A 13,926-nucleotide genomic window follows, 5' to 3' on the forward strand; every position below is an offset into this window, starting at 1 on the left:
CACTATAATTTCACCTGCCTGATTACATTCTTAACGTTCAGCTCAATAATGTCGGTCATCGTACAGCACCTCAGGTATTGATTATCATGGAAATAACGGGCATAGCCTTCCCTGAGCCGAATCACGTTGTCGGGTGTAGACAGTTCTTCCGTATTGGATACATCACGCAAAGCTGCAATCCGGTGGCGCTCGCTCCGTACCCGGTGTACGATCGACGAACGTTCCTCTTGTTGGTACTGTGACACGGTGCGTTCCGTCAAGTGTTCCATGCAGAGCTGCACGTAAGGCAGGTTATCCTTAAAAAACTGCGGCATATACACCTTGGGGTTGCCTTCATAAAACTGCTGATCAAAATCTATAGCCCTGATCCGGAACTGGAAATCGTCAAAATCAGGCGTTATCTGCATTACGAAGTTATACGCACGCATGTCTCCCAGCAATGTAATGATACACCGTTCGTTGAATTTTACGAACTCCTTGGCTATCCGTTTAGGATTGTAATCCGGCGTATACATCAGTGATTTGGCGAACACGTCCCCTGGAATTCCCACGATATGCTCCTCCACAAGTGTATGCCCATCCACCAAATAATTGACCGGGTTGGGAGAAATGATCTGCTCCAGTTCCAGCCCATATATCCGCGAAGCGTCCGCCTGTTTCACATAGAAATAGTCATATACATCGTTGAGCCGGTTCACGATCCGCACCCGGAAGGGATGCGTATTGCCAAAGGCACAATATTCGACCCTATCGATATATTTATGCTCCACGATACGCGTATTGCCTGAAGCCTTCAGCTGCGCATAAATGATTTTCAATCCATTATAGAGCTGCTCCTGCACATGCGGCGGATAAAGCGGTGTTTCCCAAAGGGTATCTCTCCCATGTTTGTCCATCACCGGCACCGTTTCGTAAAAGTCCATCAGGTGCCTGTATCCAATGGGCATACGGGCGTCACGCTGATACGTGCGCAAGTACTTTTGCAGGGCCGCCGAAACCGGATATATCGGTTTTTTCCGCGAAATCGTCACGTCTTGAATTTCCATGGTGCTATATTCGTCAACCCATCGCCACAGCGTTGTGTCCGGCGTGCGGGTTATGGTAAATATACCAATCGGGCCGGTTAAAACAAAGCCGATTAAAATATCTTTACAAAAGATCCGGTTTCGGCCTAACATTTTGAAAAAATGACAAAAAACATCCGCAATAACTTTAATTTCGATAATTTTGCAGCAGGGATAAAAAGGAAGAAGCTCCTTTGGGAGAGGAGCTTCTACGCTAACCAATTATAAACCTATATTAAATTGAGGGAGGGCGACACTAATAAATCAGCACTATTCAATCTTTTCTGCCGATCTGTTGATACAAAAGTAATAATTATATCGGTTCGTTAAAATTTTTTGATGAAAAAAATTCAATTTTTATGTTTTTTATAATTAAATTTGAGATAATTTGAAAAAAACATCATTTTTTATGGAAAAAAAGTATGAAAATTTAGACCTTGATAACTTAGACATCCAAATATTATCCATTTTAATGAACAATGCCTCTATACCTTACACAGAAATAGCAAAAAAATTAATTGTTTCTGGCGGAACTATACACGTAAGGATGAAAAAGATGGAAGAAATGGGTATAATTCGAGGCTCAAATCTAACTATCAACCCTCAAAAGGTAGGTTTTGACATCACAGCCTTCCTGGGCATCTACTTAGAGAAAGGTTCGCAGTACAATAATGCCGTTGAACAGCTAAAACAGGTCAAAGAAGTGGTGGAATTGCACTATTGCACGGGCACATACAGTATGTTTGCCAAAATCATCTGTCGTGACACCACCCATCTCCGGAAGGTACTTAATGAAGACATCCAATCCGTTAAGGGAATCCAACGCACGGAAACCATTATATCGTTGGAAGAAAGCATTAAACGGCAAATCAGCCTTACCTGAGCGAAAAGGCTAACGCTGGATGGTACCGTCAAGCCCTACCTTGACAGCAAAAGGCTGGCAATACACATCAAGCAATACGGCGAAAATCCGGCGTGTAACCACCTGTTTTTCGTCATATTCACCTTCAAACTGGAAACGGCGTTTCCAGTTTTTTTTCACATATTCTTCCAGTTCATTTCCGCGCTGGCCAACGAATTTAAGGTAACTGAATAAATCAGGCAGCATGAGCGTATCCACACTGGCGTGATTTACAAACCAGATCTGGCTCCTTGAAAAAAGCTGGTTCAATACCGGCTTTATTTCGGCAGCTGTCACCGCCGCATCCCAATCAAAATGCAGCCCTCCCCCTTCAACCGGTTTACCCAACAAGATCCCTGTGGCGCCAATACGCTGGGCAACATCAAAGTGAGGATGCTGGATAGGCACATCGGCAAAGGGTATCAAGCGCGCACCGTATTGCAGCAATTCACCCTGAATCGTCCGGACATCCAGCTTATCTGAAGTGGTCTTGAAAAACGCGGCATACGCTGCCGTGGCTCCCACGGCCTGTCCCGCATGCATTAGCAACGGGATGTCATCCGGCGTGCCCCTGAGCAGATATTGGAGCACAGGTAGTTTACGCGTCACAAACAGGTTGCTGTCGTCCGCCGGTATCATCGAAGCCAGCGGCAGGGTAAACGGGCCAGCCCCCAGATCACCTACAGCCACTCCCGTACGCGCCAAGCCGTCGTAAGGCACCGCCTGAAAATACGTATCCGGCACCGGGGTCCGTACCGATAAGGTGTCCGCCTCGCCCTTGGCCAACCGATAAAGATAGGCGTCGGTCGAGGCATCCACCAAAGCACGTACCTTAAACCGGCTCCGGTCGGCCAGCTCGACCTGCCAGTACTTGCCCGACTTTTTGACCGACCGCAACTGTCCCCCTTCAATGATGACCAGGTTTTTCGCCGCATTCAACACGCTATCCATTACATTTTGTACAATACGTGGATTTATCCGCCGTTTAGCAATGGCTGAAACCGAATCATTGCGCTTATCATGCCGCAACGTCGCGCCGAGCAGGTCAGCCCATACCCCCGCATCAAGATCTGTGTTGGACGTTACGGAAATCATGTCGGACGTCAACTCCGGCACCAATTTTTCTCCATTAATCACCCATACGGTTTGCATATTGGACATGGACGACTGCAATGCGGCAGCATAAGCATCCGCACCGTAACCATACACCAAAAGCTGTGGGCGGTTGCGCTGAGCCAATGCCCACCCTGGAAAAAGCAGAAGTACGGTCAGTATAATTATATAATTTCTATTCATTGTCGATTTAGTGAAAGACGTAAAGTTAGACATAAACGCTTCATAAAGGTTTATTTTTTGATCTTAAACTTATACCTACCTTTGCACCATGGCAAACGAAGAAAAGTCACTTAATTTCATTGAAGAAATCATCGAAGAAGATATACGTACCGGCAAACACGGCGGCAGGGTGCTGACCCGTTTCCCTCCCGAGCCCAACGGTTATCTTCATATCGGGCATGCGAAGTCCATCGTACTCAATTTCGGGCTGGCACAGCGCTACAACGGCAAGACCAATCTACGGTTTGACGACACCAATCCCGTCACCGAAGAAACGGAATATGTAGAAAGCATCAAGCGTGACATCCAGTGGCTTGGCTACCAATGGGCAGAAGAGCTATATACTTCCGATTATTTCGAGACACTCTACGAATACGCCATAAAGCTTATTAAAAAAGGGCTGGCATACGTAGACGACAGCTCATCGGAAGAAATTGCCGCCTCCAAAGGTACGCCTACCGAGCCGGGCACCCCCACCCCGTACCGGAACCGGAGTGCAGAAGAGAACCTGCGCCTGTTTGAAGAAATGCGCGCGGGTAAATACCCTGACGGAGCGAAAGTGCTGCGGGCTAAAATTGACCTTGCCAGCCCCAATATGCACCTGCGGGATCCCCTGCTCTACCGCATCAAGCACGCGCACCACCACCGTACGGGCAACAACTGGTGCATCTATCCCATGTATGATTTTGCCCACGGGCAAAGCGACTCCATAGAAAAAATCACCCACTCCATCTGTACGTTGGAATTTGTGCCGCACCGCCCGTTATACGACTGGCTTATCGAACAACTGGAAATATTCCCGTCAAAACAATATGAGTTTGCGCGGCTCAACCTGAACTACACGGTCATGAGCAAGCGGAAGTTACTTCAACTTGTCAACGAAAAACACGTTGAAGGCTGGGACGATCCCCGCATGCCCACCATCAGCGGCCTGCGGCGGCGGGGTTACACACCTACCAGCATCCGTAATTTCTGTGAGCGCATCGGTGTAGCCAAGCGCGAAAACATCATTGATGTTGGACTGCTGGAGTTTTGCATCCGTGAAGACCTTAACAAGACGGCTTGGCGCCGCATGGCCGTACTGGATCCGGTGAAGCTGATCATCACGAACTATCCCGAAGGCCGGGAAGAAACCCTCCCTGGCGAAAACAACCCCGAAGCAGCGGATGGCGAAGGCAGCCGTGATATTCCCTTTAGCCGGGAGTTATGGATCGAGCGGGAAGATTTCATGGAAAATCCACCTAAAAAGTTTTTTAGACTCGGCCCCGGACTGATGGTGCGGCTGAAACACGCCTACATCGTAACATGCGAAGATTTCGTAAAAGACGAGGCGGGAAATGTTACCGAAATCCACTGCTCCTATATCCCAGAATCCAAAAGTGGCGCCGATACCAGCGGCTTAAAAGTGAAGGGTACTATCCATTGGGTAAGCATACCACACGCCAGAACCGTTGAAGTCCGCCTCTACGACAGGCTATTCAACGTAGAAAATCCGGCGGCAGAAGAAGACTTCAAGAAAACCCTTAATCCAGATAGCCTGCACATTATCGAACGCGCTTATGTGGAGCCGGATTTGCTGAACGCCGTACCGGGCAAAGGCTACCAATTCATCCGCAAAGGATATTTCACGCTGGACACACGGTCCACACCTGATGCCCCCGTGTTCAACCGCACCGTTACCCTGCGGGATACCTGGGCCAAAGAAATGCAAAAAGAATAAGGCCGTTCAGAAAACGGCCTGTATAATACGCTTGGTTGGGTTCGGGTTGCCCATGGTGTAAAAGTGCAGCACGGGGGCTCCCATGGCAATAAGTTCTTTGCATTGATGGATCATCCATTCAATACCCACTTCCCGCACCTCCTGTTCGGATTTACAGGCCAGCACCGCTTCGCTCAGCTCCAAGGGAATATCCAAATGGAACGTCTTCGGCAAGCTTACGAGTTGCTTACTTCCCGTTAGCGGCTTTAATCCCGGGATTATGGGGATATGGATGCCGTTGGCGCGGCACCTATCTACAAACGCCTTGTACTTGCTATTGTCGAAAAACATCTGGGTAACGATAAAATCCGCACCCAAATCCACTTTCATTTTCAAGTATTTGAAATCCGTATCAAGGTTGGGCGACTCAAAATGCTTCTCCGGATAGCCGGCCACCCCGATACAAAAATCTGTCCGCTCGGAATTTTCCATATCCTCATGCAGGTAGCGGCCGTTGTTCATGTTAACCACATGCTGCAGCAGGTCGGATGCATAGGCATGCCCCCCCGGGGTTGGGATAAAGGAGCTATCGCTCTTGCGGGCGTCGCCGCGCAACACCAGCACATTATCTATACCTAAGAATTGCAGGTCAATGAGCGCATTCTCGGTTTCCTCCTTGGTAAAGCCGCCACAAATCAGGTGAGGCACTGCATCTACTTTATATTTATTGATGATTGCCGCACATGTAGCCACTGTACTCGGCCGTTTGCGGTAGGCCACCTTTTCAAGCAAGCCGTTTGGATGCTGCTTATAGATGTAATCTTCGCGCAGGTAAGTAACATCAATGAACGGCGGGTTGAACTCCATCAGCGGGTCAATGGCGTTAAAGATGGATTGTATACTTTGCCCCTTGATGGGTGGCAGTATTTCAAAGGAAAACAGCGTCTTTCCGTTAGCGTTCTTAATGTGTTCGGTTATTTTCATATTACCCCGTTCAATCCGTTAGCCGTAGAATAGTAAATAAAGAGCGGCCAAACTTAGACAAATTCGCTTGTATATGCAACATCATCGCATTGCTTATAATAGGAACTGCAATTTAGGCGTATACATCAATCAGTCCTTCCGGCAGATCCACTTCCAATGTCTTGCTTTCCCTATCGATAGACACTATCAATTGTTCATTCAATGGAAACATCAGCTCGTTGCCGCTGTAGATAACGACAGCCACGTACTGCTGCGGATATTCATGCACTTCACTGATTTGCCCAAGCTCGCCATGCACCCGATCGATCACCCAATAGCCTTTCAAATCGGTCATACGGAAATCATCCGGGCGGCGTTGCGGTTTTTTACTGTTGGGCAGATATACCTTTTTACGGATAAGCGGCTGCGCTTTGTCCACATGGTCAACGTCTTCAAAAAAAAGGTACGCCGTACGGTTGGGTTGCAATTGGATATGCTCGACGAAAAAAGGCACCAATTTACGGTCAATTTCCAAAAACAGCAAATCCAACTCCAGATCCGAATAATCGTCATATTCAAAAAAAAGCTGCACTTCCCCCTTCAATCCGCGGGTTTTACTGATATATCCGATATAAAAGCTGTCTGTCAATTCCATAACCTAAAAACCTTTACCGCATGGACGGCAAATGGGTCAAATACAAAAACCGCCCCGAGCAGATAACCCCGGAGCGGTTTTACTTTACCGTTGAATAAGATTACGCTTCAGTTTTTCCTTCTTCGCCGGCTGCCTCGCCGGAAGTTTCAGCGCCTGCTTCAGCCACCGGAGCTTCTTCCGCTTCAGGAGCTTCTTCAGCAGGAGGGGTATTCTTGGCAGCGATTGCCGCTTCGATTTCCGCTTTCTTTTTTGCTTCAGCAGCCAATGCAGCCTTCTTGGCTTCTTCTTTGGACTGCGTCAACGAATCCTGTTTGCCTTGGATTTTAGCCTCTTTGGCTTTCAGCCATTCTTCAAACTTGGCATCTGCCGTGGCCTCGTCGAACGCCCCCTTTTTCACGCCTCCCAAAAGGTGTTTCTTATAGAGCACCCCTTTATACGAAAGGATGGCCCGGGTGGTATCCGTAGGCTGTGCCCCTTTATCCAACCAATCCAACGCCTTGTCAAAATTCAAGTCAATGGTTGCCGGGTTGGTATTCGGGTTGTAGGAACCGATACGTTCAATGAATTTACCGTCGCGCGGAGCACGAGAATCGGCCACTACCACGTGGTAAAAAGGTTTACCTTTTTTACCATGTCTTTGCAATCTGATTTTAACTGCCATTCTGTTTTTTTAAAATTATGTATCCAACATAGTCCCCGGAGCCTATTACTGCGGGGCTGCAAAAGTAGGAAAACTATTGGTCATAACCAAATCGTTTCAAGTAATTATCTTTTTTTCGCCAGTCGGGAATCACCTTGACAAACAGCTCCAAGAACACCTTTTGCTGCAAAAACTCCTCAATGTCCTGTCGCGCATACGTTCCCACCTTTTTAATCATGCTCCCTCCTTTGCCGATGATAATATTCTTCTGTGAATCGCGCTCAACAATGATTTCCGCACTGATGCGCGTAATGGCAGGCTCTTCTTTGAATGCTGTGATAACCACCTCGGTGCTGTACGGAATCTCCTGTTCATAGAGCTTAAACACTTTTTCCCGTATAATCTCAGACACAAAAAAACGCTCATTTTTGTCGGTAAGCGCGTCTTTCTCATAATACGGCGGATGTTCCGGAAGGTTATCCAGGATAAATCCCATCACCGCACCGATGTTATGGCCATGCAGGGCCGATACGGCAAAAATCACCTGTGGCTTCAGCGTTTCCTCCCAATAAGCCACTTTAGCCTTTACTTCCGCTTCGGTCGATTTATCAATTTTGTTAATCAGCACGGCTACCGGCGATTCCGTTTTCCGGAGCTTTTCAATGATCTCGCTTTCATCGTATTTTTCATGGATATCAGTAACCAACAGGATAATATCCGCATCGATGAGCGACCCTTGCACGAAACTCATCATTGAGGCCTGCAGCGTGTAGGCCGGCTTTATCACGCCCGGCGTGTCAGAAAACACAATCTGGAAATCCGGCTCGTTAACGATACCGATAATCCGATGCCGGGTGGTTTGTGCCTTAGGGGTCACGATAGACATCTTTTCTCCTACTAACGCATTCATTAACGTGGACTTACCCGCGTTTGGTTTTCCAACGATGCTGACGAAACCGGCTTTATGAGACATTTTTTTAAATTTGATTTGCTTTGCAAAGAAACAAATTATATCTTTGCAGTCCAATTCGGAAAAGGAATTAAAACAATCGGCAGCGATTGCCGGTTCAAACATAAAAGACACATTGCGGGGTGGAGCAGTTGGTAGCTCGTCGGGCTCATAACCCGAAGGTCACTGGTTCGAGTCCAGTCCCCGCTACACTGAAAATGAGGCGATTAACAAAAGTTAGTCGCCTCTTTTCGTTTTTGCCATAATTTGCTGAAAACATCGTCTGTTTTCGGGCCAAGAACTCAGAATCCGCTTCGTGCTAAAAACCTGCCGACTCAACAAACACAATAGCCTTTATATGTTTTTCCTTTCATTATCGTCGGTAAAAAGCCCACCCTTTCCGAAAGCCGTTCCGTTAATGTCGGGTCAAAGCGCAACATCATCGTCTTTCCACCACGGCAAGCTTAACCGGCGCGTAATCAAACGGCTAGTTCTTTAAGAAAATCACCGGCTGGATGCCGTATAGCTTATCTCCGATTTTTACAAAATTGTCGTTCTGGTAGTCGATCGCATATGTTTCGATATACGCCGTGAACACATTTTTCTTGGGATTCGAGAGCGCACTCGATGCGGTAGTAAGACCTTCGTAAAACTGAGTATTCAGGAACTCTTTTCCGGCAACTGTAATTAATTGGCTTCCGGTTTCCGCCTCCCTGAAAGAAAACGCCAGCCCTACATCACCCGACTCTATGGGAATCAGGTGATAATCCTCCTCATCCAGGTTCCTGCTGATGTTCTCCAGCACACCTATTTCCACATATTCTGTTTGAAAGGTGATCCAACTGAACTCGGCACGCCACAGCACGATATCCATCCCTTTGTTAAAAGAAAACAGATTGCCTGTATAATCTACAAATTTCACTTTGTAGTGGCCTTCCGGCGCCGCCTCTTCGTCGGCCTGAGCGTTTTCGTCCAGGAAGCTTAACGGAGCGTCCATTGTAGGCTGAAACAAAGTATATCTTTCCGGGCTCCCGGGCACAATATTCACTGTTTCCTCTAATAATACCTCTCCTGTTCTATCATCGTAAAACTCGAATTTGGCTTCGCCCGCCGGCACCCGAATGCTACGCCCCGTGCCACCTTGCATATCTACGGGGTGGCCATTGTATTTTAATTTAAGATAACCTGCCTGGTAGCCGGCTGTTTGGTCAGCGTTAAAGTATATTTCGCCAAAAGCTGTAAAGCCTTGGTCTACTTCTATTTTTTTGCAGCTTATAGAAAAAACAATGATTACCATCGTTGCTGTCAGCCATTGTAGCGGAATTGATTTCATGATTATTTATGTTTGACGGCTTTCGTTATTCAATATTGTCAAGAATTCCAGATTTACTTTCATATTCATTGGACTAATCGGCATATAATATTTCAGGTATGATTTCGTAGTATTTACCACCTGATTTAATAAAAAGCTCATATTCCACCGATGTTTCGTATGTTTTTAGATATATCGTATACACCCTTTTTTCGGGGAAGGGCGAAATGATATCCGGGTACAAGAAAAAATTCGGGCTCCAATAATCATCTCCCCGATCGGCTTTCACAAATGCCTGCGTATTTCTGTCCCTGAATTTAAAGGTATAGGCCAGTATATTGCTTCCGCCTGTTGGAACCAGCCTGTAATCTTCCTCTCCCAGGTTGTCGCTTACATTTTCCAGTGTCGCCAGCTCAACGGTTTCCATGTTTATATTAAGACCTAAAACAACCACATCCAGATCGCGGGGTAGCAGATCAGTTGCGTAGTTGGCGATTTTGATCTTCATAAAACCCTCGGCTGCCGCTTCTTCACCTGCCTGCCCGTTGGGATCAAGCAATGCTATCGGATCATTTTCCGTAGGCTGAAACAAGGTGTACTTTACCGGGCTTCCCGGAACGATGGCTACCCATTTTTCTCCCAGCAGCTCATCCGTTCTATTATCGCAGAATTCGAATTTTGCCTCGCCTTCGGGCACGCGGATGAGACCTGTACCCCCTTGTATATCTATGGGATGGCCATTGTATTTTACCTGGAGATGACCTGCCAGGTAGCTGGCTGTTTGATCAGCGTAAAAGTATATTTGGCCGAAAGTTGTAAAGCCCTGGTCAACTTCTATTTTTTTGCAGCCTGTAACGGCAACGATGCTAACCATCGTTGCCGCCAGCCATTTAAAAATTATTTTCATAATTATTTTTCCTTAGAACTTATAGGTAAAGGACAGGAATATGTTTCTCCCGATTCTGGCGCGGTAAGTAATGCGGTCGCCGTTTTCCGGTTCGTAGGCGCTGGTGTGGTTGCTTTTCGGCTTCATGGGAATACCTTGTGCATTGGGAACACCCGGTTCATACCCGTTGATGTTCTGGTAAAACAGGATATACTCATCCAGCAGGTTGCTCACATCCAGCTTCAGCTCGGCCTTTCGTTTCAACAGTTTGGTGCTTACCTGTACGTCCAGCAGGTTTCGACCGTTTTCGTATTCAACCTGAGCGGGGTCCAGGTGGATGGTATTGCTGCGGTGGCCGTTGCGGTTGTAGCTGGCGGTAAAACCAAAAACATCATCCTGGTAGGCGATGCCTGCATTAATAATCCAGGGAGCCTGGCCATATAAAGGACGATCCTGTGCAGGAACACGTTTGATTGCAAAGTTGTCGTTGGGCAGCGGCACTTCCTGCACTTCAACCCTTGATTTTAATAACGTTGTGTTACCAAACAGCGTGATGTTGTGCAGCCATGGCTTATCGGCAATAAAGCCCAGCGATTTACGGATTTCCATTTCCACGCCGTAGTTTCTGGCAGCGTACTGGTTCTGGAAACGGTACTGCCCGTCTTGTACAAAGATCAGCTCAATCGGATCTTTCATTTTCTTGTAGAAGCCTGAGATGGAAACAATCTCCCCGGCCGAAGGATACCATTCGTAACGCAGGTCGAAGTTGTCTACAATGGTAGACACCAGCTGTCTGCCGCTGATGTTTGCATCCAGTTCGAAATCGTAGAAGCCGAAGTAGGCGGTCTCCCTGAAGTCGGGCCGGATAGCAGTTTTGCTGTAGGCCAGGCGGGCATTCATTTGTGGGGTGAGGCTGTAGGTGAGGTTGGCCGAAGGCAGCATGCGCCAGTTTTGCTCGCCAACAGTCATGAATAATTCGTAGCTTGAACCAAACCGCTTCCTGGCATATTCCTCCTGCCGGTTGCTGAGATTGTAATGTTCTGCCCGAACACCGTATACCAGGCGCAGCTGACCTTCAATACCCACGCGTATGAGCCAAATCTGCATCCCTGGTTTTTCAGTTGGACCATCCTCTATTGGGCGTGGTGGATTTCCTGGTCGCCATACGTTGGTTTATTTATCGCCAGAATATCACGCGGACGGACCATCCGTGAATTCATCGGCGCGGTGCTGATTATTCCTACCGCCTTTAATTTTTTCTGGATGACGGTATTCGGAAACAGTGCAACTTGGTTGGATAGCTATCAATTAGGCGGACTGTTGAGCAGTATGGCCGATCAGACGGATAGGTTGCTATTCGAATTCCTCAATTTTTTTCCGGCAACGGGAGTTACCAGTACACTGGCCATTTTCATCATTTTCATCTTTTTTGTCACCTCTGCAGATTCGGGGATTTTCGTAATGAACAGTATCGCCACGAAAAATGCTGCCAAATCGCCCAAATGGCAGCTTGCTTTCTGGGGTATATTGCTGGCGGTGTTGGCGCTGGTGCTGTTGAATGCGGGCGGACTGGGTTCCCTCCAAACGATGACCCTGCTTACGGCGCTTCCCTTTTCTTTCATTATGCTGCTTTTCTGCTACAGCCTCATGCAGGGTCTCACGGTAGATGTCAACTATTATGAGAAAGAGTTTTCACCCGCTACGGTCACTTGGTCTGGCGTACATTGGAAAGAGCGCCTGCAGCGAATTTTATCCTTCAAGGATCGCAAGGCTGTTGTAAACTTTCTGCAGCATACCGTTGAGCCGGCGCTTCACGAACTTGCTGCGGCGTTCAACGCGCAAGGGGTGTCGGCCAATGTGGCTGCGGCGGATGATTACATGTGGGTTGAACTGACCATCCAGCATGAGCGTATTGATAACTTCAAATACGGAGTGCGTTGCGAAAAGAAAGACATCTCCGATTTTCTGGTGAGCGAAGAAAATATCCCCGACCTCGACCAAAACCGGACCTATATCCCGCAGTCGTATTTTGGCGACAACCGCGTCGGATATAATATCGAGTATTTTATGCGGGAAGAAGTGATTGCTGATGTGCTTAAACAATATGAGCGTTTTCTGGAGTTGTCGTCGCAGGTAAAAAACGAAATATTCACGGCAACCAATTTAAAGCGCCGGAATGAATGAGCTGGACCAAACTGTTGACCGACTCATCCGGCAGCGTCATCCTCCCATGGACCACCATTTCCGCGTCCGCCTTGCGGATTCCCTGTATTTCAATGGTGGAAAGCGGCGCAAGAAGGGCTTCCAAGCGTCCGGGCAGGACCCCTTGTTGCGTGGCGGAAACGATGTCGAAATAGCCATACAGGAAGTCTCCGCCGCCACTGCCTTTACCGACGGCGGCCAGCTGTTTTTCCGCATCTTGCACCGTACTGAAAAACAACCGCTTATCCGCGTCAGCATAAGTATATAGCGAAAACAACGGAAAGACCTCCGGCTTTATCCGCGCCAAATCGGCATCCAGGATACCCTGCGCTGCCAAATAAGCGGCCAAATGCTTTGTATCCGACGAAATTGCCCCAAATAAGGCCGGTACCGACCGATCGACCGCCTCACGCACTTCCACCGGATTGAAATCGTCGTCGTACGCATAGTTAATCACGGTATCCTGTTGCGTGGTAGCTCCCCGCCACTGCACGCAGGTCTTGCCGCTGATATACCGCATCAAGCTGTCCCGGCTTACCGTATGCCCGCCAGACTGCCAGGCAGGCGGCATCAAGGACCAGCACCAAGCAGGTAACTGTAAGAATCCGGTGTTGCCCGTTTTCAACTGCGACGGAAATTCAGCAGCATCTCCTGCCCCGTTGGTGGAGAAGGCTATTTCCCCGCGCTTAAAGTCCAGCCGGAGCGCGTGTTGCCCCATGATATTGAGGTGCCCCTTACGGTTCTTTAACTCGCTGAATCGGCTCGCCGCCAACGGCTCCTGTTGGTCGCCCTGCAGCAGCCCCCGGAGGTGTTCCGCTACGGACGCCAGCTGCTCACCCGGTTCCCAGCAAAGGGCGAAGGCGATACTGTCCGCGCTGTGAAGCGCAACCAAGTGCTGCGATACCACCCGGCTAAACGGCGTCGCAGCCTCATACGCCCAGTCCTGTTGGCGGATAAACGCCTGAAGCTCCCCGACATCGTTGATACGCAGTACACCAAATAACACGTGCGGCCTATCTGCAAACCGGTAGAGAAACAGGTTGGCAGGTATCGCCAATCCGATATCGGACCGTAAAAAACGATAGGTCCCGCCACGTTCCGCGTCCCGTTTAATAGGCGAAGGGCTCCAAAGTTGGCTCCATAACACATCAGCAACCAATCCGTCAACTTGGACTTTGACCACCGAAACGGCGCCCCGGGGAACCTGCACGGCATACGATTGGCGCTGCCGATGGGCAAAAAACAAGCCTGTCCCCAAGGTCAGGAGTACCAATACAGCCGCTGTGATCCAAAGAAGCCGCTTCATAACCGGATATCGTT

13 protein-coding genes and 1 tRNA gene are annotated in these 13,926 nt (G+C 48.4%); 4 read left to right on the top strand and 10 right to left on the bottom strand.

What is annotated here, in order from left to right:
* Positions 1–2: 2 nt before the first annotated feature.
* Positions 3–1,046, bottom strand: coding sequence for a hypothetical protein (locus BM030_RS03295; protein ID WP_090971666.1), 1,044 nt, complete (start codon positions 1,044–1,046; stop codon positions 3–5).
* A gap of 427 nt (positions 1,047–1,473) precedes the next feature.
* Here BM030_RS03295 and BM030_RS03300 point away from each other — a divergent pair, with 427 nt between their 5' ends.
* Entirely contained in the window at positions 1,474–1,947 is a 474-nt protein-coding gene (locus BM030_RS03300; RefSeq protein ID WP_090971668.1) for an Lrp/AsnC ligand binding domain-containing protein, read from the top strand.
* A 9-nt stretch (positions 1,948–1,956) separates the two neighbouring features.
* Here the strand turns inward: BM030_RS03300 and BM030_RS03305 are convergent, their stop codons facing one another.
* Entirely contained in the window at positions 1,957–3,261 is a 1,305-nt protein-coding gene (locus BM030_RS03305) for an FAD-dependent oxidoreductase (protein WP_170845618.1), read from the bottom strand.
* An 88-nt stretch (positions 3,262–3,349) separates the two neighbouring features.
* Here BM030_RS03305 and BM030_RS03310 point away from each other — a divergent pair, with 88 nt between their 5' ends.
* Entirely contained in the window at positions 3,350–5,020 is a 1,671-nt protein-coding gene (locus tag BM030_RS03310) for a glutamine--tRNA ligase/YqeY domain fusion protein (RefSeq protein ID WP_090971158.1), read from the top strand.
* A 6-nt stretch (positions 5,021–5,026) separates the two neighbouring features.
* On the opposite strand, the gene metF is transcribed toward BM030_RS03310, so the two are convergent.
* From metF to era, 4 genes are all read right to left on the bottom strand, one after another.
* Positions 5,027–5,983: a methylenetetrahydrofolate reductase [NAD(P)H] gene (gene metF / locus BM030_RS03315; RefSeq protein ID WP_090971162.1), complete on the bottom strand. Its 957-nt coding sequence runs from the start codon at positions 5,981–5,983 to the stop codon at positions 5,027–5,029.
* 112 nt (positions 5,984–6,095) lie between these two features.
* On the bottom strand, positions 6,096–6,617 hold the full coding sequence (gene rimM / locus BM030_RS03320) for a ribosome maturation factor RimM (RefSeq protein ID WP_090971164.1): 522 nt from the start codon (positions 6,615–6,617) through the stop codon (positions 6,096–6,098).
* A 100-nt stretch (positions 6,618–6,717) separates the two neighbouring features.
* Positions 6,718–7,278 carry a 30S ribosomal protein S16 gene (locus BM030_RS03325; RefSeq protein ID WP_090971166.1) on the bottom strand — a complete coding sequence of 187 codons (561 nt, stop codon included), beginning with the start codon at positions 7,276–7,278 and terminating at the stop codon, positions 6,718–6,720.
* Positions 7,279–7,351: 73 nt separating this feature from the next.
* A complete protein-coding gene (era, locus tag BM030_RS03330; RefSeq protein WP_090971169.1) occupies positions 7,352–8,230 on the bottom strand; it encodes a GTPase Era in 879 nt (292 codons plus the stop codon).
* 113 nt (positions 8,231–8,343) lie between these two features.
* On the opposite strand from era, the gene BM030_RS03335 reads away from it, so the two are divergent.
* A tRNA-Met gene (locus tag BM030_RS03335) sits at positions 8,344–8,416 on the top strand.
* 277 nt (positions 8,417–8,693) lie between these two features.
* Here BM030_RS03335 and BM030_RS03340 read toward each other — a convergent pair.
* The 3 genes from BM030_RS03340 to BM030_RS03350 all read right to left on the bottom strand — a co-directional run bounded on the left by BM030_RS03340 (position 8,694) and on the right by BM030_RS03350 (position 11,511).
* Positions 8,694–9,539, bottom strand: a complete 846-nt coding sequence (locus BM030_RS03340) for a DUF4397 domain-containing protein (protein ID WP_090971171.1) — start codon at positions 9,537–9,539, stop codon at positions 8,694–8,696.
* 73 nt (positions 9,540–9,612) lie between these two features.
* Positions 9,613–10,425 (bottom strand): hypothetical protein, encoded by an 813-nt coding sequence (locus BM030_RS03345; RefSeq protein ID WP_090971173.1) that lies wholly within the window; start codon positions 10,423–10,425, stop codon positions 9,613–9,615.
* 12 nt (positions 10,426–10,437) lie between these two features.
* A complete protein-coding gene (locus BM030_RS03350) occupies positions 10,438–11,511 on the bottom strand; it encodes a TonB-dependent receptor domain-containing protein (protein WP_090971175.1) in 1,074 nt (357 codons plus the stop codon).
* Here BM030_RS03350 and BM030_RS03355 point away from each other — a divergent pair.
* Positions 11,440–12,588 (top strand): BCCT family transporter, encoded by a 1,149-nt coding sequence (locus BM030_RS03355; protein WP_090971670.1) that lies wholly within the window; start codon positions 11,440–11,442, stop codon positions 12,586–12,588. The two genes, BM030_RS03350 and BM030_RS03355, sit on opposite strands and share 72 nt — an antisense overlap.
* On the opposite strand, the gene BM030_RS03360 is transcribed toward BM030_RS03355, so the two are convergent.
* Positions 12,554–13,912 carry a hypothetical protein gene (locus BM030_RS03360; protein WP_090971178.1) on the bottom strand — a complete coding sequence of 453 codons (1,359 nt, stop codon included), beginning with the start codon at positions 13,910–13,912 and terminating at the stop codon, positions 12,554–12,556. The two genes, BM030_RS03355 and BM030_RS03360, sit on opposite strands and share 35 nt — an antisense overlap.
* Positions 13,913–13,926: the final 14 nt, after the last annotated feature.

The sequence above is a fragment of the Parapedobacter composti genome (genome assembly GCF_900112315.1).
Lineage (GTDB): Bacteria > Bacteroidota > Bacteroidia > Sphingobacteriales > Sphingobacteriaceae > Parapedobacter > Parapedobacter composti.